Origin of the sequence: Streptomyces sp. NPDC007856, assembly GCF_042868225.1 — a bacterium.
In the GTDB taxonomy this organism is placed as follows: Bacteria; Actinomycetota; Actinomycetes; order Streptomycetales; family Streptomycetaceae; genus Streptomyces.
Genome location: NZ_JBIAEC010000002.1, coordinates 379,134 through 402,616, shown reverse-complemented (window position 1 = coordinate 402,616; position 23,483 = coordinate 379,134). Strand labels below are relative to the sequence as shown.

The 23,483-nt window shown below is 70.6% G+C and carries 15 protein-coding genes; 8 read left to right on the top strand and 7 right to left on the bottom strand.

From position 1 onward, the window contains the following. Positions 1–318: 318 nt before the first annotated feature. Complete coding sequence (locus ACFYOH_RS06235; RefSeq protein ID WP_388621704.1) at positions 319–1,503, bottom strand: globin domain-containing protein; 1,185 nt, start codon at positions 1,501–1,503, stop codon at positions 319–321. Positions 1,504–1,828: 325 nt separating this feature from the next. Between ACFYOH_RS06235 and glnA the strand changes: the two genes are divergently transcribed. After that, complete coding sequence (gene glnA, locus ACFYOH_RS06230; RefSeq protein WP_356303289.1) at positions 1,829–3,190, top strand: type I glutamate--ammonia ligase; 1,362 nt, start codon at positions 1,829–1,831, stop codon at positions 3,188–3,190. Between the two features lie 128 nt (positions 3,191–3,318). Next, positions 3,319–4,728 carry an MFS transporter gene (locus ACFYOH_RS06225; protein ID WP_388621702.1) on the top strand — a complete coding sequence of 470 codons (1,410 nt, stop codon included), beginning with the start codon at positions 3,319–3,321 and terminating at the stop codon, positions 4,726–4,728. A gap of 30 nt (positions 4,729–4,758) precedes the next feature. Here the strand turns inward: ACFYOH_RS06225 and ACFYOH_RS06220 are convergent, their stop codons facing one another. The 3 genes from ACFYOH_RS06220 to ACFYOH_RS06210 are packed head-to-tail and all read right to left on the bottom strand — an operon-like array spanning position 4,759 to position 7,923. Then, complete coding sequence (locus ACFYOH_RS06220) at positions 4,759–5,778, bottom strand: TolB family protein (protein ID WP_388621700.1); 1,020 nt, start codon at positions 5,776–5,778, stop codon at positions 4,759–4,761. Then, positions 5,775–7,034: an MFS transporter gene (locus ACFYOH_RS06215; RefSeq protein ID WP_388621698.1), complete on the bottom strand. Its 1,260-nt coding sequence runs from the start codon at positions 7,032–7,034 to the stop codon at positions 5,775–5,777. The genes ACFYOH_RS06220 and ACFYOH_RS06215 overlap by 4 nt, the downstream gene beginning before the upstream one ends. A 1-nt stretch (position 7,035) precedes the next feature. Then, on the bottom strand, positions 7,036–7,923 hold the full coding sequence (locus ACFYOH_RS06210) for an alkaline phosphatase family protein (RefSeq protein ID WP_388621696.1): 888 nt from the start codon (positions 7,921–7,923) through the stop codon (positions 7,036–7,038). A gap of 1,216 nt (positions 7,924–9,139) precedes the next feature. Here ACFYOH_RS06210 and ACFYOH_RS06205 point away from each other — a divergent pair. Beyond that, the gene (locus tag ACFYOH_RS06205) at positions 9,140–12,139 is read left to right on the top strand and encodes a bifunctional [glutamine synthetase] adenylyltransferase/[glutamine synthetase]-adenylyl-L-tyrosine phosphorylase (protein WP_388621694.1); all 3,000 of its coding nucleotides are present in this window, start codon (positions 9,140–9,142) and stop codon (positions 12,137–12,139) included. A 115-nt stretch (positions 12,140–12,254) separates the two neighbouring features. Here ACFYOH_RS06205 and ACFYOH_RS06200 read toward each other — a convergent pair whose 3' ends face one another. After that, positions 12,255–13,109, bottom strand: a complete 855-nt coding sequence (locus tag ACFYOH_RS06200; RefSeq protein WP_388621692.1) for a phosphatase PAP2 family protein — start codon at positions 13,107–13,109, stop codon at positions 12,255–12,257. Positions 13,110–13,177: 68 nt separating this feature from the next. Continuing rightward, positions 13,178–14,212 (bottom strand): LacI family DNA-binding transcriptional regulator, encoded by a 1,035-nt coding sequence (locus tag ACFYOH_RS06195; protein WP_388621690.1) that lies wholly within the window; start codon positions 14,210–14,212, stop codon positions 13,178–13,180. Between the two features lie 309 nt (positions 14,213–14,521). Between ACFYOH_RS06195 and ACFYOH_RS06190 the strand changes: the two genes are divergently transcribed. The 5 genes from ACFYOH_RS06190 to ACFYOH_RS06170 all read left to right on the top strand — a co-directional run bounded on the left by ACFYOH_RS06190 (position 14,522) and on the right by ACFYOH_RS06170 (position 21,246). Next, on the top strand, positions 14,522–15,799 hold the full coding sequence (locus tag ACFYOH_RS06190; RefSeq protein ID WP_388621688.1) for an extracellular solute-binding protein: 1,278 nt from the start codon (positions 14,522–14,524) through the stop codon (positions 15,797–15,799). Between the two features lie 100 nt (positions 15,800–15,899). Next, positions 15,900–16,904, top strand: a complete 1,005-nt coding sequence (locus ACFYOH_RS06185) for a carbohydrate ABC transporter permease (RefSeq protein ID WP_388621686.1) — start codon at positions 15,900–15,902, stop codon at positions 16,902–16,904. A 19-nt stretch (positions 16,905–16,923) separates the two neighbouring features. Further along, entirely contained in the window at positions 16,924–17,829 is a 906-nt protein-coding gene (locus ACFYOH_RS06180; RefSeq protein ID WP_388621684.1) for a sugar ABC transporter permease, read from the top strand. A 170-nt stretch (positions 17,830–17,999) separates the two neighbouring features. Next, positions 18,000–19,685, top strand: coding sequence for a glycoside hydrolase family 13 protein (locus ACFYOH_RS06175; RefSeq protein ID WP_388621682.1), 1,686 nt, complete (start codon positions 18,000–18,002; stop codon positions 19,683–19,685). Between the two features lie 184 nt (positions 19,686–19,869). Further along, positions 19,870–21,246 (top strand): alpha-amylase family protein, encoded by a 1,377-nt coding sequence (locus tag ACFYOH_RS06170; RefSeq protein ID WP_388622324.1) that lies wholly within the window; start codon positions 19,870–19,872, stop codon positions 21,244–21,246. Positions 21,247–21,256: 10 nt separating this feature from the next. On the opposite strand, the gene ACFYOH_RS06165 is transcribed toward ACFYOH_RS06170, so the two are convergent. Then, a complete protein-coding gene (locus tag ACFYOH_RS06165; protein ID WP_388621681.1) occupies positions 21,257–23,326 on the bottom strand; it encodes a carbohydrate-binding module family 20 domain-containing protein in 2,070 nt (689 codons plus the stop codon). Positions 23,327–23,483: the final 157 nt, after the last annotated feature.

Below are 23,483 nucleotides of genomic sequence, written 5' to 3'. Positions count from 1 at the left end.
TGGAAGTGCCGAAGCGCGAGTTGACCCGCATCCCGCACGCGCGTACGGCGGATGTGGTCCGCCGTGTCCTCGCCGGCTCGGTCAACGCGATCGAGCAGGACGACGACGGAGTCCGGGTCGGCTATGAACGCGCGGAACCTGTCGTCTGCCTGCCTGGCCCACCTCGACCGCTGGTTCGAGGGCCGGTTCGTGCTGGTGGGGCGACGCCGGTCACTGCGTCGCCCCACCTCGGGCATGGGCACCTCTCGGGCCCTGGTCTCGCGCCCGCGCCCCCGCCCCGGTGATCCGGAGGCCGTAGGGCCGCAGGCGTGCCGCTGCTCAGCCCTGGGCCAGCCACAGGTCCGGGCCGAACACCTCGTAGTGGATGTCGGCCGGGGCCACGCCCTTCTCGATCAGCTGGGTGCGCACCGCGCGCATGAAGGGCAGCGGGCCGCACAGGTACGCGCGCGTGCCGGCCGGTACGGCGATGTCGGCGAGGTCGACCAGGCCGGCGCGGGTGCCCGGCTCGGCGTTCCGCTCGTAGAAGAAGTGCACGGACGCGTCCGCGAGCTTCCCGGCGTACGTCTCGTGGTCGGTGCGCAGGGGGTGGTCGGCGGGGGAGCGGTCGCCGTGGACGACGGTGACCGGGCCGCCGTGGCCGCCCGCCGCGAGGTCGGCCAGCATCGCGATCATGGGGGTCACGCCGATGCCGGCGGAGGCGAGCAGCATGGGGGTGTCGGCACCGGCGTCCAGGACGAGGTCGCCGTACGGCTCGGACAGGTCCAGGACGTCACCGGCGCGCACGCGCGCGTGGAGGTGGTTCGAGACCTCGCCGTCGGGGGCGTCGTCGCCGGTCACCCGCTTGACGCTGAACTGGCGGAGCGACTCGCCGGGCGCGCCGGAGAGGCTGTACTGCCGTATCTGCCGGGCGCCGTCGGGCAGCTCGACCTGGACGGAGACGTACTGGCCGGCGCGGAAGTCGCGCACCGGGCCGCCGTCGGCCGGGCGCAGCCGGAAGGTGACGACGTCCGCCGTCTCCTCGACGCGCTCCACGACCTCCCAGGGCCGGCGCTCGGTGCTGCCGCTCTCCTCGTACAGCCGCTTCTCGATGGCGATGAGCGCGTTGGCCATCAGCCAGTAGACCTCGGTCCAGGCGGCGGCGACCTCGGGCGTGACGGCCTCGCCGAGGACCTCGGCGATGGCGGCGAAGAGGTGCTCGTGCACGATCGGGTAGTGCTCGGGGGCCACGCCCAGGGAGGCGTGCTTGTGCGCGATGCGGCTGAGCATCGCGTCCGGCCGCTGGTCCGGGTGGTTGACCAGGTGCGTGGCGAAGGCGGCGATGGATCCGGCGAGGGCCTGCTTCTGGGCGCCGGAGGCCTGGTTGCCTCGGTTGAACAGGTCACGCAGCAGTTCGGGGTGGGCGGCGAAGAGGCGGGCGTAAAAGCGCTCGGTGATCTCGCCGATGGCCGCGCCGACGGCGGGAAGCGTGGCACGGACGGTGGCTGCGGACTGTTCGGTCAGCATCGGATCTCCTCGGATCTGGTCGGATCTCTTCACATCCCGGCTGATCGAAACGCTATGAAAAGTTGTATCTGAGATGCAAATTATCGAGACGTGCTTTCCCTCACGTCCGAAGCGGATCGGCCATTACGCATACCGGTCCGAGCAGGCAAGATGGGCGACATGGCAGTACATCTGCCGTACGAGAGGCGTTCAGGCCGAAGACGTATCCGCGATCAAGGTCCGCAACGCGCATGAAATGGTGTTGTGGTGGGATGCTCAGGTGCCCGACCGCCTCCCGCAGGACGGGGGACAGGCGGCCTGACCAGCAAGGATGGGGTAGCGGAAGATGGACAAGCAGCAGGAGTTCGTGCTCCGTACGTTGGAGGAGCGCGACATCCGGTTCGTACGCCTGTGGTTCACGGACGTGCTGGGCTTCCTCAAGTCCGTCGCCGTGGCCCCCGCCGAGCTGGAGCAGGCCTTCGACGAGGGCATCGGCTTCGACGGCTCGGCCATCGAGGGCTTCGCCCGCGTCTACGAGTCCGACATGATCGCCAAGCCGGACCCCTCCACCTTCCAGGTCCTGCCGTGGCGCGCGGAGACCCCCGGCACCGCCCGGATGTTCTGCGACATCCTCATGCCGGACGGCTCCCCGTCCTTCGCGGACCCCCGCTACGTGCTCAAGCGCGCCCTGGCCCGCACCTCCGACCTGGGCTTCACCTTCTACACCCACCCCGAGATCGAGTTCTTCCTGCTGAAGGACCGCCCGCTGGACGGCTCCCGCCCCACCCCGGCCGACAACTCGGGCTACTTCGACCACACGCCCACCAACGTCGGCATGGACTTCCGCCGCCAGGCGATCACCATGCTGGAGTCGATGGGCATCTCGGTGGAGTTCTCCCACCACGAGGGCGCGCCGGGCCAGCAGGAGATCGACCTGCGCTACGCCGACGCGCTCTCCACGGCGGACAACATCATGACGTTCCGCCTGGTCATGAAGCAGGTGGCGCTGGAGCAGGGGGTGCAGGCGACGTTCATGCCGAAGCCCTTCTCCGAGCACCCGGGCTCCGGCATGCACACCCACCTGTCCCTCTTCGAGGGCGACCGCAACGCGTTCTACGAGTCCGGCGCCGAGTACCAGCTCTCCAAGGTCGGCCGCTCCTTCATCGCGGGCCTGCTCAAGCACGCGGCGGAGATCTCCGCGGTCACCAACCAGTGGGTGAACTCCTACAAGCGCATCTGGGGCGGCTCCGAGCGCACGGCCGGCGCCGGCGGCGAGGCCCCGTCGTACATCTGCTGGGGCCACAACAACCGCAGCGCCCTGGTCCGCGTCCCCATGTACAAGCCCGGCAAGACCGGCTCGGCCCGCGTCGAGGTCCGCTCCCTGGACTCGGGCGCCAACCCCTACCTGGCCTACGCCGTGCTCCTGGCCGCGGGCCTGAAGGGCATCGAGGAGGGCTACGAGCTTCCGCCGGGCGCCGAGGACGACGTCTGGGCCCTCTCCGACGCCGAGCGCCGCGCGATGGGCATCGAGCCCCTCCCGCAGAACCTCGGCGAGTCCCTGACCCTCATGGAACGCAGCGACCTGGTCGCCGAAACCCTCGGCGAACACGTCTTCGACTTCTTCCTGCGCAACAAGCGCCAGGAGTGGGAGGAGTACCGGTCCGAGGTCACGGCCTTCGAGCTGCGGAAGAACCTGCCGGTGCTGTAGCGGCAGGTCAGAGGGAAGCACGCCGACACCCGGGCCGTGGGAGGGCCGGAGATCGTCGATTCGCCGCTCCGAGCGCCCTAGCATGCTCACTGCTCAGGGATTTCCGCGGACAGGACGGAGTCGGCGACGTGCCCTTCGCGGAGCCGGCGGGCGGCGGTGCGCCCGGGCGCACCGGACCGGCCTCGGCGGTCGCCCGGCGGTCCCCGGCGCCGCTGCTGGCCGTGTGCGCCGGGTACTTCATGGTCATCCTGGACGTCACGATCATCAACGTGGCCGTGCCGGTGGTGGGCCGGGAGCTGTCGGCCTCGCTCACCGGTATCCAGTGGATCACGGACGGGTACACCCTGGTCTTCGCCGGGCTCCTGATGACCGGCGGCGCGCTGGGCGACCGGCTGGGCAACCGGCGCGTCTTCTGCTGCGGTGTCGCGCTGTTCACGGTGTCCTCGGCCGCCTGCGCGCTCGCGCCGAGCGCCGCCGTCCTCGTGGCTGCACGCCTGGCGGAAGGGGGCGGCGCCGCGCTGATTGTGCCCGGCTCCCTCGCCCTGCTCCAGCAGGCCTATCCGGCGCCGGCGGCGCGCTCGCGCGCCTTCGGGCTGTGGGGGTCGATGGCGGGCATCGCGGCCTCCGCCGGACCGCTGCTCGGCGGGCTGCTGGTGTCCACGGTGGGCTGGCGGTGGGTCTTCCTCATCAATCTGCCCGTCGGCGCGGCCTGCCTGCTGCTGACACTGCGGTACGTCGCGCCCTCGCCGCGCAACGCCGCCCGGGCCCTGGACTGGCCGGCACAGTGCACCGTGGTCGCGGCGGTGGCCCTGCTGACCGCCGCGCTGAACGAGGCCGGACGGCGCGGCTGGTCCGATCCCGCCGTACTCGCCGGGCTGGGCCTGGCCGTGCTGGCCGTCGCGGCGTTCGCCCTGCGTGAGTGGCTCGCCCGGTCTCCCGCCCTTCCGCTGTGTCTGCTGCGATCGCGCCCGATGGGCGGTGCCGCCGTCGTCGGCCTGCTGTTCAACTTCGCCTTCTACGGCATGGTGTTCACCGCCAGCCTGGACTTCCAGCGCCGGCGCGGCCTCAGCGCCCTGGAGACCGGTCTGGCGCTGTTCCCGGCGGTGGCGATGACCATGTTCGCCTCCGTCCTGTCCGGACGGCTGAGCCGCGGCACCGGCGATCGCCCCCTGGTGGTCTCCGGGATGCTCCTGGGCGCCCTGGGGCTGGCCGGGTGGGCGGCGGCGGGACCCCGTCCGGCCTACGCCCTGCTGGTGGCCCCGATGATGGCCACCGGGTTCGGCACGTCCTTCGCCCTCACCGGCTCGACCGCCACCGTGATGGGCGCCGCACCGCCGGCATACGCGGGGGCCGCCTCCGCCCTGTTCAACACCACCCGTCAGATCGGCAGCGCCACCGGCGTGGCCCTCGGCGGCAGCCTGCTGGCGGCCGGCGCCGGAGTGCGCATCAGCATGGCCGTCGGCGCCCTCGCCTACCTGACCGCCGCGGCCCTCGCCTGGCGGTGTGTACCGGCGAAGGCGGACGTGGGCGACCGATGACCGGGGGCGCCGCGCCGGCTCGTCCGGGCGTCAGGGGACGTACGCGGGCGACACGGCAGCCGTACTGATCCGCCGAGCCACCCCCGACCCGTCCGCGGGCACCTGGTACAGATCGGCGCCGTAGTCACCCGGCAGCGCGTACACAACCGTACGGCCGTCCTTCCACACCACCTGGTCGTCCACACTCCGCCGCTCGGCCAGCGGGGTCTCCCGCATGGTCCGCAGGTCCAGGACGTACAGATGCCAAGGGGCGTCCTTCGGCAGGCCCTCGACCCGCTTCTTGTAGGCGATCCGGGTGCCGTCGGGTGACAGGGACGGGCACTCGACGTTCGCGTGCAGGGTCGTGACCGTACGGGCGCGCAGGTCGCCCCGGATCAGATAAGTGCGTCCCTTCGTCGCCAGCGTCGCGTAGAACGTGCGGTCGTCCGCCGCGAACGTCACGCCCCAGAAGTTGGCGTCCGCCGCGTGGTAGACGTGCCCGTCACTGACGATGCGGAAGGCCTCCAGGGACGGGATCAGCTCACCGCTCCTCGTGTCCACGATCGCCGCACGCGTGGAGAAGTGCGTACCGGCGTAGGAGTCGCCGCCCACGAACGCCGTCCAGGCGGCGAAGCGGCCGGTGGGGGAGACGCGGGCGCGGGACGGGATGCCCGGGACGTCGTACCGGTGGACGGTGCGCAGGCGGGCGTCCAGGATCAGTGCCCGGTAGGTGTCCGAGACCGGGCCGTGCACGGCCTGCAGGCAGACACCGGTGCCCGAAGCGGCATGGAAACGCAGGCACTTGACCCCGGACGCCGTCCGCGCCCCCGACGGATCGCCGGCCGGAACACTGACGAGTTCGTCCCGGTGCGGCCCCCACGCCATGTTCCGGAACACCATCCGCCCGTGCCCGGTCAGCGTCACCGCCCCCGCCATGACCCGCGGACCGCCCGCCTGCGCCTGGTCACGGCGGTCGGCGCGGGCCGAGGCGTGCAGCACGGACGCCAGTCCCACCGCCACGAGCACGGCGACGGCGCCGACCAGGATCAGGACGCGGTTGCGTACGGTCATGCGGGCACCGTCCCCTTCGGGCGCAGGGTGAGGGAGAAGGCGGCACACGCGGCCAGCGCCACCGCCGCGCCCGCCAGCGCCGCCCGGTCGCCCCACACCGTCCAGGCCGCGCCGAACAGCAGACTGCAGGCGAACCGGGCCGCGGCCTGCCCCGTCTGCACCAGGGCCAGCCCCGACGAGCGCAGCGCCTCCGGCACCCCGTCCGAGGCCGCCGCCATCAGCACCCCGTCGGTGGCCGCGTAGAAGGCGCCGTGCAGGGCGAGGACGACGTACGGCAGGGCCGAGCCGTGCCACGCGGTGAGCAGCAGCGCGTACGCGACCAGCAGAGCACCGTGCCCGCCCAAGAAGACCGCCCACCGGCCCACCCGGTCCGCGAGCCGTCCGAGCGGCACCGCCAGCAGCAGGAAGGAGGCGGCCGTACCGAGCGGCAGCAGCGCGAACCACCGGTCTGGGACGCCGAGACGGCGCTGGAGCAGCAGATACACGAACGAGTCACTGACCGTGGCCAGCCCCAGCAGAAGCGCGCACACCGCGATCCGCCGCAGCCCCCGCCGCCGCAACAGCCCCACCGCACCCCGCAGGGTGGGCCGCTCGTCCGCGACCGCGCCACCGCGCCCGCCCGGCACGAACAGCACCAGGACCAGCACGCCCAGCACCGCGATGCAGAAGCTGACGGTGAACACCGCGTCGTATCCGTCGACCGTCGCCCGCAGGATCAGGAAGGCCACCAGCGGTCCGAGCAGTGCACCGGCCGTGTCCATGGCCCGGTGCACCCCGAAGGCGCGCCCCCGGGTCTCCGCCGTACTGGACAGCGAGATGAGGGCGTCCCGGGGCGCCGTCCGCAGCCCCTTCCCCGTGCGGTCGGCGGCGAGGACCAGTCCGATCGGAGTCAGAGAATGGGCAACCAGCAGCAGCGGCTTGCACACGGCCGAGACCGCGTACCCCAACCCGGCGACCCACTTGTGCCGCCCGCCGCCGCGATCGGCGAGGTGCCCGCCCACCAGCCGTACGACCGCCGAGAACCCGTTGTAGACGCCGTCGAGCAGCCCGAACCCCAGCGGCGACAGACCGAGCCCGCTGACCAGGTACAACGGCAGTACGGCCGTGACCATCTCGGACGACACGTCCGTCACCAGACTGACCGTTCCGAGCGCGAGCACGGTCGGGGCGATCGCGGCACGACGCCGCCCGGCCAGTGGCCGGACGGCACCGTCCGCGGACGCCGGCGTACTCGCGCGGCTGTCCACTACGTACACGTCAGGACGCCCAGATGCCGGTGATGTCCTTGGCGGAGGCCGCGTTGCCCGCGTGCGAGGTCAGCCCCTGGGTGTCCTCCAGGGTGCGCAGCAGGTCGTAGTGGTTGTACGTGGTCGAGCTGGACGACCCGGCCGTCACCGGCTGCCCGTACAGCACGGTCGGAATCCGGTTGCCGCTCAGCCGGTTGTCCTCGTCGAACGTGACGACGAGCAGGCTGTTGTGGGTCTTGGCCCAGGTCGCGTAGGCACCCAGGTTGTTCTTCAGCCAGGTGTCACCGGTGGACACCGAGCAGTCGTGCATGTCGCTGCACAGGTTGGGGACCACGTACGACATCTGGGGCAGCGTCGAGAAGTCCGTCGGGAACTGGTCGAACGTCATGGCGCTGTCCGTCGGCACGTTGCTGAACCCGAACCACGGGTTGTGCTTCTGGGCGTAGTCGCCGCTGCCGCACGTGGTGTCACCCTGGCTGGGCAGATCCTCGTTGTAGCTGGCCCAGGTACGGCCGGCGTCGATCACCTCGGACGCCAGGTTGGGCTCCGAGGAGAATCCGGGCGTGACACAACTGTCGTCCGTGATGCCCTGGGTGTCGCCGGAGAACATCGCGTAGTAGTTCGGCTGGCTCGGGTGGGTCTCGGCGTATGACTGCGTCAGGTTGGCACCTCCCGACTTCAGCGAGTTGATGTACGGGGCGCGGGAGGAGCCGATGACCTGGCTGTACGCGTGGTTCTCGAAGACCACGACGACCACGTGGTCCGGGCTCGGCACGGCGCCCGCGGCGTGCGCGGACTCTGCGCCGATCCCGGTCCACAGCCCGAACGCGGTGGCGGCGAGGGCCGCTGTGGATGCCACGACGGTACGGGCACGGCGGTACACGGAACTGCCGGACACATCAACCTCCGGTGTGGGGGTGGGACGGGGTTGGCGGTGCGGACAGAGCATGCTCACGTCAATACTCCCCCGCCGTACGGCACCCAACCGGGACGGTGAAAACCAGATGAACTACTCCGGCTCCCCATGCGCGGGGCCGCGGCCGCGCACGGCGGGAAGGGGACGTTTCGGGTGGTGTCCGCCCGCAGCGGCCGGCGAAAACGCCTTGCAACACCCAACAAACAGCCCGCCGGCCCGAGGACGGACACCACCCGGCGCGGCACCGACTCACGGACAACGCCAGGCGCGACCCCAGCCACGACGCACCCGCACTGGCCGCCGCAGGCAGTGACCACACACCCGCACAGCACCACGCACCCGGACCGATCCCGCAGGGCGCAGGGCCCGCACTCGTACGACACCACGCACCCGGAATCCACCCACAGGACCCACCACATACCCGCGCCCCGCTCCGCATCGTCAACGCACCGGCACAGCCCCTCCCGCACACCGGCCCCGCAGGGCGCAGGCACCGGCAGAGCGCCACGCCACCCGAGCCGGCCCCGCAGGGCCCACGGACCGGCAGAGCACCACGCACTCGGACCCCCGCAGGGCCCCGCACCCACGCGACACCACGCCCCCGGACCGACCCCGCAGGGCCCACGCACCGGCAGGGCATCACGCATCGGACCCCGTAGGGCCCGCACCCGCACGGCACCACGCACCCCGAATCCACCCACAGGACCCAGGTACCCGCGCCCCGCTCCGCCCCCATCGTCCACGCACCGGCACAGCCCCCTCCCGCACCCGAACCGGTCCCGCAGGGCGCAGGCACCGGCACAGCTCCCCGCACCCGAACCGGCCCCGCAGGGCGTACGCACGGCAGCGCCTCACGCACCCGAGTCAACCCCGCAGGGCGCACGCACCGGCACAGCCCCCGCACCCGAACCCGCCCTCAAGGCCCCACACCGGCACAGCCCCCGCACCCGAACCCGCCCTCAAGGCCCCACACCGGCACAGCCCCCGCACCCGAACCCGCCCTCAACGCCCCACACCGGCACAGCCCCCGCACCCGACCCCCACCCCCGCCCCGCAGGCCCCGCATCCGACCCCGCCCCGCAGGAGCCCCCCGCTCGGCGAAGCCCCCCCGCCCCCCTCCGGTTAGGCTCTGGCCAGGACGATTCCGGTCCGAGACGCACGCACACGCATGCAGCCGCACCCAAGGGGAGGCACGGAGATGACGCCGGGGCGCAGAAGCAGTACCTTCACCCGCCTGCTCCGGCACGGCTTCACCGACCCCTCCGCGGCGGAGCGCCTCCTGGACGGCCCGGAACTCGCCGCCGTCCGCGACGACCCCGTCCTCCTGGAAGCCCTGGGCGCCACCGCCGACCCGGACCTCGCCCTGCACGGCCTGGTCCGCCTCCTGGAGGCCCAGGACGGCCCAACGGCCCACCGCGAACTGCTGGACACCCTCATCGCGGCCAAGCCGCTGCGCGACCGCCTCCTCGGCGTGCTCGGCGCCTCCGCCGCCCTCACCGACCACCTGGCCCGCCACCCCAGCGACTGGCACGCCCTGGTCACCTACGAGCCCCGGGACCTGCACCCCGGCGTCGAGGAGTTCGAGCGCGGCCTGGCCGAGGCCACCGACCCCGTCTCCCTCCGCGTCGCCTACCGCCGCTGTCTGCTCTCCATCGCCGCCCGCGACGTCTGCGGCACCACGGACGTCGCCGAGACGGCCGCCGAACTCGCCGACCTCGCCACCGCAACCCTCCGCACCGCGCTCGCCATAGCGAAGACGCACGCCCCCGAGGACGCCGCCGCCTGCCGCCTCGCGGTGATCGCGATGGGCAAGTGCGGCGGCCACGAACTGAACTACGTCTCCGACGTGGACGTGATCTTCGTGGCCGAAGCGGCCGAGGGGACCACCGAGGCCAAGGCGCTCACCGCCGCCACCCGCCTCGCCTCCCACCTCATGCGGATCTGCTCGGAGACCACCGTGGAGGGCTCCATCTGGCCGGTGGACGCCAACCTCCGCCCGGAGGGCCGCAACGGCCCCCTGGTCCGCACCCTGTCCTCCCACCTCGTCTACTACCAACGCTGGGCCAAGACCTGGGAGTTCCAGGCCCTCCTCAAGGCCCGCCCGGTGGCGGGGGACGCAGAACTCGGTCAAGCCTACGTAGACGCCCTCGAACCCCTCGTCTGGAAGGCGGCCGAGCGCGAGAACTTCGTGCCGGACGTCCAGAAGATGCGCCGGCGCGTGGTGGAGAACATCCCCGCGTCCGAGATCGAGCGCGAGCTCAAGCTCGGCCCGGGCGGCCTGCGCGACGTCGAATTCGCCGTCCAGCTCCTGCAGTTGGTGCACGGCCGCACCGACCAGGCCCTCCGCAGCGGCACCACCCTGGACGCCCTGCAGGCCCTGGCCGCCGGCGGCTATGTCGGCCGCGAGGACGCCGCCCGCCTGGACGAGGCGTACCGCTTCCTGCGCTCGATGGAGCACCGCATCCAGCTCTACCGCCTGCGCCGCACCCACCTCGTCCCGGTCGCCGAGGAGGACCAGCGGCGCCTCGGCCGCTCCCTCGGCCTGCGCACCGACCCGGTGGCCGAGCTGATCCGGGAGTGGAAGCGGCACACCGGTGTCGTACGCAGGCTCCACGAGAAGCTCTTCTACCGCCCGCTGCTCGACGCGGTCGCCCAGCTCGCCCCCGGCGAGGCCCGCCTGAGCCCCGAGGCGGCCCGCGAGCGCCTCGTCGCCCTCGGCTACGCCGACCCCGCCGCCGCCCTGCGCCACCTGGAGGCCCTGGCCTCCGGAGTGACCCGCAAGGCGGCGATCCAGCGCACCCTGCTCCCCGTCCTCCTCGGCTGGTTCGCCGACTCGGCGGACCCGGACGCGGGTCTGCTGAACTTCCGTAAGGTCTCCGACGCGCTCGGCAAGACCCCCTGGTATCTGCGCCTGCTCCGGGACGAAGGGGCGGCCGCGGAAAACCTGGCCCGCGTGCTGTCGGCGGGCCGCCTGGCGCCCGACCTGCTCATGCGCGCCCCCGAGGCGGTGGCCCTGCTGGGCGACGGGGACGGCGGCGGCCTCGACCCGCGCGGGCGCGCCCACCTGGAGCAGGAGATCCTGGCCGCGGTGGGCCGCGCGGAGAACGCCGAGCAGGGCGTCACCGCGGCCCGCGGCGTGCGCCGCCGGGAGCTGTTCCGTACGGCCGCCGCCGACATCGTCGGCTCCTACGGCACCGAGACCAACCCCGCCGAGGCCGACCAGGGCGCCCTGGTGGACCGGGTCGGCGCGGCGGTCTCCGACCTCACCGCCGCCACCCTCGCCGGCACCCTGCGCGCGGTGGTCCGGGACGGCTGGGGCGACACGCTGCCCACCCGGTTCGCGATCATAGGGATGGGCCGTTTCGGCGGCCACGAGCTGGGCTACGGCTCCGACGCGGACGTCGTCTTCGTGCACGAGCCGCAGGACGGTGTGGACGAGCACGAGGCGGCCACCGCCGCGAACAAGGTCGTCGCCGAGATGCGCCGCCTGCTCCAGCTGCCCAGCTCCGACCCGCCGCTGCTCATCGACGCCGACCTGCGCCCGGAGGGCAAGTCGGGCCCGCTGGTGCGCACCCTGAAGTCGTACGAGGCGTACTACCGCCGCTGGTCCCTGGTCTGGGAGTCCCAGGCGCTGCTGCGGGCGGAGCCGGTCGCCGGGGACGACGAGCTGGGCCGGCGCTTCACCGAGCTCATCGACCCGCTGCGCTACCCGCGGCGCGGGCTGCCGGAGGACGCGGTCCGCGAGATCCGCCGGCTGAAGGCCCGGATGGAGTCGGAGCGCCTGCCGCGCGGCGCCGACCCCAAACTGCACACCAAGCTCGGCCCGGGCGGGCTGTCCGACGTCGAGTGGACCGTCCAGCTGTACCAGCTCCGGCACGGCTGGGAGCAGCCCGGTCTGCGCACCACCCGCACCCGCCAGGCGCTGGCCGCCGCCCGCGAGGCCGGGCTGCTGTCCGCCGAGGAGGCGGAGATCCTGGACGAGGCCTGGGTGCTGGCGACGCGCGTGCGCAACGCGGTCATGCTGGTGCGCGGCCGGGCCGGGGACACCTTCCCCACCGAGCCGCGCGAGCTGGCCGCCGTGGGCCGCTACCTGGGCTACGGCGCCGGGCACGCCGGCGACATGCTGGACGCCTACCGCCGTACCGCCCGCCGGGCGCGCGCGGTGGTGGAGGAGTTGTTCTACGGCAACGGAGGGTGACGCCCGGCCGGAGCCGCGGCGCTCAGGCCCGGGCGCATACGGCAGCGCGCCGCCACCCGGGCTACGGCGCCGGGCACGCCGCCGTACCACCCGCGCCCGGCCGGAGCCGCGGCGCTCAGGCCCGGGCCGTCGCACGCTCCGGCTCGGGGCGCCGGGCCGGGAGCAGCCTGGGCAGGGCGTACGGCAGCGCGCCATACCACAGCCGCACCACCGTGAAGCCGAAGGACAGGCACAGCACACCGCCCACGGCGTCCAGCCAGAAATGGTTCGCCGTGGCAACGATGACCAGCAGGGTGGCCGCCGGGTAGAGCAGGCCCAGCGTCCGCACCCAGGGCACGGACGCCAGCGCGAAGATCGTCAGCCCGCACCACAGCGACCAGCCGATGTGCATCGACGGCATCGCCGCGTACTGGTTCGACATGTGCTTCAGATCGCCGGAGGCCATCGAGCCCCATGTGTGGTGCACCATCACGGTGTCCACGAAGCCCCCTCCGCGCATCAACCGAGGCGGCGCGAGCGGAAACAGATAGTAACCGAGCAGGGCCACACCGGTGGTCGAGAACAGCGCCAGCCGCGCCGCCGCGTAACGCCCCGGATGCCATCGGTACAGCCACACCAGCACACCGATCGTGACGATGAAGTGCAACGTGGCGTAGTAGTAGTTCATGCCGATGATCAGCCAAGTGACCGAGTTGGCGGCATGGTTGACGGACTGTTCGACGGCGACGCCCAGCTGGTGCTCGACCCGGAAGATCCAGTCGGCGTTGCGCAGCGCCTTGCCCCTCTGCTCCGGGACGGCGTTGCGGATCAGCGAGTAGGTCCAGTAACTCACCGCGATCAGAAGGACCTCGAACCAGAGCCGGGGCCGGCGCGGTCGCCGCAGCGGACCCCTGCCGTCCTCGCCCGTGACGGTGCGAGGAACGGCCACCTCCTCGCGACCTTCCGACTGCGTCACGGTCGAGTCACTCATAGGCATCAAGTCTGCCAGAAAAGGGTCCTTCGCCCGATCATCCCAAGGCCGGGTCCGCCGCGCACCTTCTACGACGTACGGACGACATGCGGCGCAGAAGCGGTCGAACCGCGCACCACCAGCTCCGGCATGAACACGAACTCGCTGTGCGGCGCGGGCGTCCCGCCGATCTCCTCCAGCAAGGTGCGCACCGCGGCCTGGCCCATCGCCGGTACCGGCTTGCGGACCGTGGTCAGCGGCGGGTCGGTGAAGGCGATCAGCGGGGAGTCGTCGAAGCCCACCACCGACACGTCCCGGGGCACGTCCAGACCCCGCTGCCGGGCGGCTCGTATGGCACCGAGCGCCATCATGTCGCTGGCGCACACCACGGCCGTGCAGTCCCGGTCGATCAGCGCGGTCGCGGCCGCCTGACCGCCCTCCAGTGTGTACAGCGAGTGCTGGATCAGCTCCGTCTCGATCACCGGGGCGTCCAGGCCCAACTGGTCCTGCACGGCCCGCACGAAGCCCTCGATCTTGCGCTGCACCGGCACGAACCGCTTCGGCCCGAGGGCGAGCCCGATCCGGGTGTGCCCGAGCGACACCAGATGGGTCACCGCGAGGGTCATCGCGGCCCGGTCGTCGGGGGAGATGAACGGCGCCTGCACCTTCGGCGAGAACCCGTCCACCAGCACGAACGGCACGCCCTGCGCCCGCAGCCGCTCATAGCGCTGCATGTCGGCGGTGGTGTCGGCGTGCAGCCCGGAGACATAGATGATCCCCGCGACCCCCCGGTCCACCAGCATCTCGGTCAGCTCGTCCTCGGTCGACCCGCCCGGCGTCTGGGTCGCGAGCACCGGCGTGTAGCCCTGGCGGGTCAGCGCCTGGCCGATGACCTGGGCCAGGGCCGGGAATATCGGGTTCTCCAGCTCCGGGGTGATCAGCCCGACCAGGCCCTCGCTGCGCTGCCGCAGCCGGACCGGGCGCTCATAGCCCAGCACGTCCAGCGCGGCCAGCACGGACTGGCGAGTGGTGGCGGCGACGCCCGGCTTCCCGTTGAGGACCCGGCTGACGGTCGCTTCGCTCACCCCCGCCTGCGCAGCGATGTCCGCAAGCCGTGTGGTCACGGCACTGGACTGTACCGGTCGTATGTCGCCTTGCACACCGACGGGACGCCGTGCACGAGCGGCCGGACGGCCCGCCCTGGGTTGCTGCCTCATCGGGCTCCCTCGAATTGGTGGCGGCAAGAGCTTGCAGAGTCTTGCACACGTGTCGTCTCTGCGCTGAGCGGTAACGACAGGGTAACCATCGTGTTCCCTTGCACTTTTTTTCTGCAAGGTCTTTCGCAACGCTTACAACGCTGTTACGTTCCTGGTCGCTCGGCGGCCGCAACGGCGCAGTCGGCATCACACGGGCTAAACCCTCAAGGAGAACTCATGCGGCGTGGCATAGCGGCCTCCGCGCTGGTGGCGTCCCTCGCCCTCGCGGCGACGGCCTGCGGCGGCGGGAGCAGCAGCGACAGCGGTAAGTCGGACGGCCCGGTGACCATCACCTGGTGGGACACCTCCAACGCCACGAACGAGGCGCCGACGTACCAGGCCCTGATCAAGCAGTTCGAGGCTGCCAACAAGAACATCAAGGTCAAGTACGTCAACGTCCCCTTCGACCAGGCGCAGAACAAGTTCGACACCGCGGCCGGCTCCAAGGGCGCCCCGGACGTGCTGCGCTCCGAGGTCGGCTGGACCCCGGCCTTCGCCAAGAAGGGCTACTTCCTGCCGCTGGACGGCACCGAGGCACTCGCCGACCAGGCCAAGTTCCAGCCCAGCCTGATCCAGCAGGCCCAGTACCAGGGCAAGACCTACGGCGTGCCGCTGGTCACCGACACCCTGGCCCTCGTCTACAACAAGGCCCTGTTCAAGAAGGCCGGCATCACCGAGGCCCCCAAGACCTGGGACGAGCTGAAGTCCGACGCCGCCAAGATCCAGGCCAAGACCGGCCAGTTCGGCTACTGGGGCTCCACCCAGGCCTACTACGCCCAGACCTTCCTCTACGGCGAGGGCACCGACACCGTCGACGCGACCGCCAAGAAGATCACCGTCGACTCGGCCGCCGCCAAGAAGGCCTACGGCACCTGGCTGAGCACGTTCTCCGGCAAGGGTCTGCACAAGGCCGACACCACCGCCGACGCCTACGCCCACATCCAGGACGCGTTCGTCAACGGCAAGGTCGCCGCGATCATCCAGGGCCCCTGGGAGATCACGAACTTCTACAAGGGCAGCGCCTTCACGGACAAGTCCAACCTCGGCATCGCCACCGTCCCGGCCGGCTCCTCCGGCAAGGCGGGCGCCCCGACCGGCGGCCACAACCTCGCGGTCTACGCCGGCTCGGACAAGTCCCACCAGGACGCGGCGCTGAAGTTCGTGAAGTTCATGACCTCGGCGGCCTCCCAGGAGACCATCGCGCTGAAGAACTCCACTCTGCCCACGCGTGAGGACGCCTACACCGCCCAGGTCAAGGCCGACCCCGGCATCGCCGGCTACCAGGCCGTCCTGCCCGCCGCCCAGCCCCGCCCGGCGCTGCCCGAGTACAGCAGCCTGTGGGGTCCGCTCGACACCGAGCTGCCGAAGGTCGCCGACGGCAAGGAGTCGCTGGACAAGGGTCTGAGCAACGCCGAGGTCGCCATCGCCAAGCTGGTGCCCGACTTCAGCAAGTGACGCCCGGGTGGCCGCCGGATCCTCTCGTCAGGAGGGGAAGGATCCGGCGGCCACCGCCCTGTGCCCGGCCAATCCCTGATCGTTTTGAAGGTGTCGAACCATGACAGTCGCCATCGACCGCGCGACCGGCAAGCGCCGCGGTGACCGCGCGCCTCGGCCCGGGCTGGGGCAGCGCATCAAGAACGGCTACCAGAGGTACTGGTACGCGTACGCGATGATCGCCCCGGTGGTCGTCGTGCTCGCCGTGATCGTGGGATATCCGCTGCTCCGCGGCGTCTACCTGACGCTCACCGACGCCAACAGCCTGAACTCGGCGCGCACGATCGGCGTCAACCACATCCCGGCCACCTACAAGTTCATCGGGTTCGGCAACTACAAGGACATCCTGTTCGGCCCGCTGTCCTACGACCGGTTCTGGTCGCACTTCCTGTGGACCGTGGTGTGGACCGCCGCCTGTGTGGCCCTGCACTACACCATCGGCCTGGGCCTCGCGCTCATGCTCAACGAGAAGCTGCGCGGCCGCACCTTCTACCGCGTGCTGCTGGTCCTGCCCTGGGCCGTGCCGACCTTCGTCACCGTCTTCTCCTGGCGGATCATGCTCTCCGACTCCGGCGTGATCAACCAGATCCTGCACGCGCTCCACATGCCCCAGCCGCAGTGGCTGGAGGACACCTTCTGGCAGCGCTTCGCCGCGATCATGGTCAACACCTGGTGCGGTGTGCCGTTCATGATGCTCTCGCTGCTCGGCGGACTGCAGTCCATCGACTCCTCGCTCTACGAGGCGGCCGAGATGGACGGCGCCAGTGCCTGGCAGCGCTTCCGGCACGTCACCCTGCCGGGCCTGAGGTCCGTCAGCTCCACCGTCGTACTCCTCGGCATCATCTGGACCTTCAACCAGTTCGCCATCATCTTCCTGCTGTTCGGCCCGACCAGCGCCCCCGACGCCCAGATCCTCGTCACCTGGGCGTACTTCCTGGGCTTCGGACAGCAGCCGCGCGACTTCGCCCAGTCCGCCGCGTACGGCGTACTGCTGCTGTCGATCATCACCGTCTTCACCTCCTTCTACTTCCGCTGGCTGAAGCGCAATGACCAGCTCGCCGTCTGACGCCGCAGGAGCCGCCGCCATGAGCACCACGACCCTGGAAAAGACCGAGGCCGGGCCCGTCCCCGCCGCGCAGTCCGCGCGCCGCGTCCGCCGGCGCGGCGAGCGCGGCCCGCTCGGCGCCGCCCTCCTGCACGGCGGCCTCGCCCTCGCGAGCCTGATCGCACTCGCCCCGGTGGCCTGGCTGATCTTCCTGTCGCTCGGCCCCGAGAAGGACGACTACCTGCACCCGGGCAAGATCCTGGGCAAGCTCAGCTTCTCCAACTACAGCTTCGTGCTGCAGCACACCGGCTTCTTCGACTGGTTCAAGTCGACGATGATCGTGGCCGGCGGCACCACCCTGATCGGCGTCTTCGTCGCCGCCACCACCGGCTACGCGGTCTCCCGGATGCGCTTCCCCGGCTACAAGCAGCTGATGTGGGTCCTGCTGCTCACCCAGGCCTTCCCGATCGCCATCCTGATCGTGCCGATGTACGAGATCTTCAGCCAGCTCGATCTCATCGACACCTACTGGGCGCTGATCGTCATCAACTGCACCACCGCCGTGCCGTACAGCGCCTGGCTGCTCAAGGGGTACTTCGACACCATCCCCTTCGAGATCGACGAGGCCGGACGCGTCGACGGACTGAGCCCCTTCGGCACCTTCTTCCGGCTGATCCTGCCGCTGGCCCGCCCGGGCCTGGCCGTCGCCGCGTTCTACAACTTCATCACCGCCGTCGGCGAGGTCGCCTTCGCGACCACCTTCATGCTGGACGACTCGAAGTACACCTTCGCCGTCGGTCTGCAGACCTTCGTCAGCGAGCACGACGCCCAGTGGAACTACATGGCCGCCACCGCGGTGCTGATCGCGATACCCGTGTCGGTGTTCTTCTACCTCGTGCAGAAGAACCTCGTCACCGGTCTCACCGCCGGCGGCACCAAGGGCTGACGCCCACCCCGGGACTCCCGCGCGCCTCACCGCGCGGGTAGGCGGCCGCGGTGCCCATCCGACCCCGCTGTCACCGCGGCCGCCTCGCACACGCACCCCCGGCCCACCGCATCCGCCGTCGTATCACCCACGCGCCCATGACCCGAACCCCGTTACACATCAAGGACGCCATGAGCCAGCAGCCCCCCGCCGCACCGGCCCACCACTCCGCCGTGGCCGCCGTCGCCGACCGCCGCCGTGACTGGTGGCGGGACGCGGTCATCTACCAGGTCTATCCGCGCAGCTTCGCCGACAGCAACGGCGACGGCATGGGCGACCTGGAAGGCGTACGCTCCCGCCTGCCCTATCTGCGTGACCTCGGCGTCGACGCCGTGTGGCTCAGCCCCTTCTACGCCTCTCCACAGGCCGACGCGGGCTACGACGTCGCCGACTACCGTGCCGTCGACCCGATGTTCGGCAACCTGCTCGACGCCGACGCCCTGATCCGCGACGCCCACGAGCTGGGACTCAGGATCATCGTCGACCTCGTGCCGAACCATTCCTCCGACCAGCACGAGTGGTTCAAGCGCGCCCTCGCCGAGGGCCCCGGCTCCCCGCTGCGCGAGCGCTACCACTTCCGCCCCGGCAAGGGGAAGAACGGCGAACTCCCGCCGAACGACTGGGAGTCCATCTTCGGCGGCCCCGCCTGGACGCGCGTGACCGAGCCGGACGGCACCCCGGGCGAGTGGTACCTGCACCTCTTCGCGCCCGAGCAGCCCGACTTCAACTGGGAACACCCGGCCGTCGGCGACGAGTTCCGCTCCATCCTGCGCTTCTGGCTGGACATGGGCGTGGACGGCTTCCGCATCGACGTGGCCCACGGCCTGGTCAAGGCCGACGGCCTGCCCGACCTCGGCTCCCGCGACCAGCTCAAGCTGCTGGGCAACGATGTCATGCCGTTCTTCGACCAGGACGGCGTCCACGCGATCTACCGCCAGTGGCGCCGGATCCTCGACGAATATGCCGGTGAGCGCATCTTCGTCGCCGAGGCCTGGACGCCGACCGTCGAGCGCACCGCGAACTACGTCCGCCCGGACGAACTGCACCAGGCCTTCAACTTCCAGTACCTGAGCACCGAGTGGGACGCGAAGGAGCTGCGTACGGTCATCGACCGCACGCTGGAGGCCATGCGCCCGGTCGGCGCGCCCGCCACCTGGGTGCTGTCCAACCACGATGTCACCCGGCACGCCACCCGCTTCGCCAACCCGCCCGGCCTCGGCACCCAGATCCGCACGGCGGGGGACAGGGGACTGGGCCTGCGCCGGGCCCGCGCCGCCACCCTCCTCATGCTCGCCCTGCCCGGCTCGGCGTACATCTACCAGGGCGAGGAACTGGGCCTGCCGGACGTCGTCGACCTGCCCGACGAGGTGCGCCAGGACCCGGCGTACTTCCGCGGCGCCGGCCAGGACGGCTTCCGCGACGGCTGCCGGGTGCCGATCCCGTGGACCCGCGAGGGCTCCTCGTACGGCTTCGGCGCAGGCGGCAGCTGGCTCCCGCAGCCCGCGAGCTGGGGCGAGCTGAGCGTGGAGGCGCAGACGGGCGTCCCCGGCTCGACGCTGGAGCTGTACCGCACGGCCCTGGCCGCCCGCCGGACGCAGCCCGACCTGGGCGCGGGCGACGCGGTGGAGTGGCTGCGGGCGTCCGAGGGCGTCCTGGCCTTCCGGCGCGGGGAGTTCGTCTGCGTCGCGAACACCACGGGGGAGTCGGTGGCGATTCCGGCGTACGGCCGGGTGCTGCTCGCCAGCGGTGAGGTGACCGAGGCCGACGACGAGACCAAGGTGCCCGCCGACACGACGGTGTGGTTCACGACCGTGTGACACAGGCGGCCTGACGGCCCGTCGACAAGTTCTTGCATCAACTTCACAACGGCCCGCTGTCTTTCAGGCAGCGGGCCTTTAACATCTGCGTCACCGCAAGTTTGCTGAAACATTGCAGCAAGCGCCTTCAGCGGTCTTTCCCCAGCCTTCAAGGACGAAGGACCCCCACATGGCACGCAGACACATGGCACGCAGAACCCTGCCCGCGGTGGCCGTCCTCACGGCCGCCGCCCTGGTTGGCATGAACCCGACCACCGCCGACGCCTCCCCGCCCGGCACCAAGGACGTCACCGCCGTCATGTTCGAGTGGAACTACGCCTCGGTGGCCCGCGAGTGCACCACCACCCTCGGCCCCGCCGGCTACGGATACGTCCAGGTCTCCCCGCCCGCCGAGCACATACAGGGCTCGCAGTGGTGGACGTCGTACCAGCCGGTGTCGTACAGGATCGCGGGCCGGCTCGGTGACCGGACCGCCTTCAAGAACATGATCGACACCTGTCACGCGGCCGGCCTGAAGGTCGTCGTCGACACCGTCGTCAACCACATGTCGGCGGGCAGCGGCACCGGCACCGGCGGCTCGGCGTACAGCAAGTACGACTATCCGGGTCTGTACTCGTACCCCGACTTCGACGACTGCACCTCCCAGGTCACCAACTACCAGGACCGCTGGAACGTCCAGCACTGCGAACTCGTCGGCCTGGCCGACCTGGACACCGGCGAGGAGTACGTCCGCAAGACCATCGCCGGCTACATGAACGACCTGCTCTCCCTGGGCGCCGACGGCTTCCGCATCGACGCGGCCAAGCACATCCCGGCGGACGACCTGGCCAACATCAAGAGCCGCCTGACGAACCCGTCCGTGTACTGGAAGCAGGAGGTCATCTACGGCGCGAACGAGGCCGTCCAGCCCTCCGAGTACACCGGCAACGGAGATGTCCAGGAGTTCCGCTACGCCTACGACCTCAAGCGCGTCTTCAACAACGAGAAGCTGGCCTACCTGAACAACTTCGGCGAGGGCTGGGGCTATCTGAGCAGTTCGGTGGCCGGCGTCTTCGTCGACAACCACGACACCGAGCGCAACGGCTCGACCCTGAACTACAAGGACGGCGCCAACTACACCTTGGCCAACGTCTTCATGCTCGCCTGGCCGTACGGCGCCCCCGACATCAACTCCGGCTACGAGTGGTCCGACGCGGACGCGGGCCCGCCCAACAACGGGCAGGTCAACGCCTGCTGGCAGGACGGCTGGAAGTGCCAGCACGCCTGGCCGGAGATCATCCGCATGGTCGCCTTCCGCAACGCGACCCGCGGCCAGGCCGTCTCCGACTGGTGGGACGACGGCAACAACGCGATCGCTTTCGGGCGGGGCGGCAAGGGATATGTGGCCATCAACCACGAGTCCGGCAGCCTGACCAGGACGTACCAGACCTCCCTGCCCGCGGGCACGTACTGCAACGTCCAGAACAACACCACGGTGACGGTGAACTCCAGTGGGCAGTTCACCGCCACCTTGGGCTCGAACACGGCGCTCGCGATCTACGCCGGGAAGTGGAGCTGCTGAGCCCGGACGACTACTTCCAGGTGTCGTTCGTCGTGTAGCCGGACGAACTGCCCGTCGTGTACGAGCGGTTCGTCCCGGACTCCCAGGTCACGTTCCCGGAGCCGTCCTTCTTGAGGTACTTGTACTCGAAGGCCGTGCTCTTGGGGACGATGACCAGCCTGCTCCACTTCGGGTAGGAGGCGGAGGACAGGGGGACGGCGTCGCTGGTGTTCCAGGAGCCGAGGGACGGGACGGAGCCGACGACGTAGACGTTGGTGCCCCAGCCGGTCGTCGCGTTCTCGTTGAAGGTGACGTCGGTGGCGTCGGCGTCCGCCACGTTCCAGGAGTTGTTGAGCGAGAGCGCCGACGTTGTCGTGGTCGCCGACCTGTTGGCGTTCGACTCCCACGTCACATTGCCCGAGCTGTCCTTCTTGATGAACTTGTAGGTGAAGGACGTGTTGACCGGCACGCTCACCTCGCCCGACCAGACCGGGTAGCCGGAGGACGACAGCTGGACCGCCTTCGAGGTGTCCCAGCCGCCCAGGGCCGGGATGGACCCGACGACGTACACGTTCGTGCCGGACGTCGTGGACGCGTACTCGTCGAAGGTCGCGCTGACCGTGTCGCCGGACCTGCCGCCCGCGTCGCCGCAGCCCACCGTGCAGGTGTAGGAGGAGTTGTAGAAGGCGACGGCGCTCTTCGCGGGGACGGTGATCGACGCGCTGCCGCCCGACACGGTCACCGTCGTCGCGCCACCGTCGACGACGTTCCTGTACGTGCCGTCCGCCATGCCCGTCGTGAAGGTGTACGTGGCCGGCGAGGTGCCGTTGTCGAGCGCGAAGAAGCCCTTGCCGCTGCGGCCGAAGCCGATCACGCTGGACGACTTGGTCTGCCAGTCGGAGACGGCCGCCGTGTCGGTCGCGTTGTGCCAGGCCACCATGCCGACCACGGCGGTGTCGCGGTCCAGGCAGTACCAGGCGCCACCGGAGCAGTCCGTGTCCGTGACGAAGCCCGCGGAGTTCGGCGGGGCCTGGTCGCTCTGGGTCCACTCCCAGCTGGCGTACACCGTGGGCGTGGACCACTTGTAGGCGAGCTCGAAGAGGTTGGCGAGCTTGTAGGTGTCGCCGTCCTTGTAGGAGAGATGGAGGCCGTTGCGCTCGGTGTCGTGGTTCGTCACGAAGGACACCGAGTTCGCGGCCGGCAGGATGCCGCTGCTCCCGATCGAGGCCAGGTCGCTGGCATTGCCCTGGAAGGCCGACTTCAGCTTGCTCGCGTAGGTGAAGTCCAGGACGTCACCGGAGGCGTAGTAGTCGGAGGGCTGCGGGGTCGTGCCCGGGTAGACCTCCTGGAAGACGTACGGCGCCGAGCCGGACGTGGTGTTGGTCAGCTTGGACTCGATCGCCGCGAGGTCGGCTTCGGGGATGTGCTTGGCGGCGTCCACGCGGAAGCCGTCCACGCCGAGCGCCAGCTGGGAGTTGAGGTAGTTCGCGAGGCCCGTGCGCACGGTGTCCGAGCCGGTCCTCAGGTCGGGCAGGCCGAGCAGTTCGCAGTTCTGGACCTGGGTGAGGTTGGAGTAGTCCTGGATGGTGAGGTCGGAGGTGGGGCAGTCGGAGGAGTCGTGGTAGTCCGAGCGGTCCCAGTCGGGGGTGGCGTACTTGTTGCTGATCGTCGTGCCGTTGTAGCCGGTGCCGGTCTGGGCGGCGGTGTGGTTGATCACCGCGTCCGTGTAGACCTTCACGCCCGCCTTGTGGCACGCCGTGATCATGGCGCTGAACTTCGCCTGGCTGCCGAACCGGCTGTTCAGGCTGTACGAGTAGGGCTGGTAGACGTCCCACCAGTAGTACGACGACTGCTTCAGGGACTCCTCCGGCGGTGCCACCTGGACCGCGCCGTAGCCGGCCGGGCCCAGCACGTTCGTGCACTCGGAGGCGATGGAGTCCCAGTTCCACTCCCACAGGTTGGCGATCACATCGCCCTTGGCGGTGGTGCCGGCCTGGGCGGGCGTCGCGGGAAGGGCGATGGCTCCGGCCAGTGCGAGGGCGCCCGCGGCTGCGGCGGTCGCGGTGCGGCGGAGGACACCCGGGGGTCGGTGTCTGCTCATGTGCGGCTCCGAAAGAAGGGGCAGCGTTCAACAACCCGTGAGCGTGAGGGAGTTGAGAGAGGCACGTCAAGGTTGACGCTGAAACTTCTTGCTATGAGTTTCAAGACTCTTGCTGTAAACCTTTCGGCGGCGATACGGTCGCGCGGGGTCGGACCCA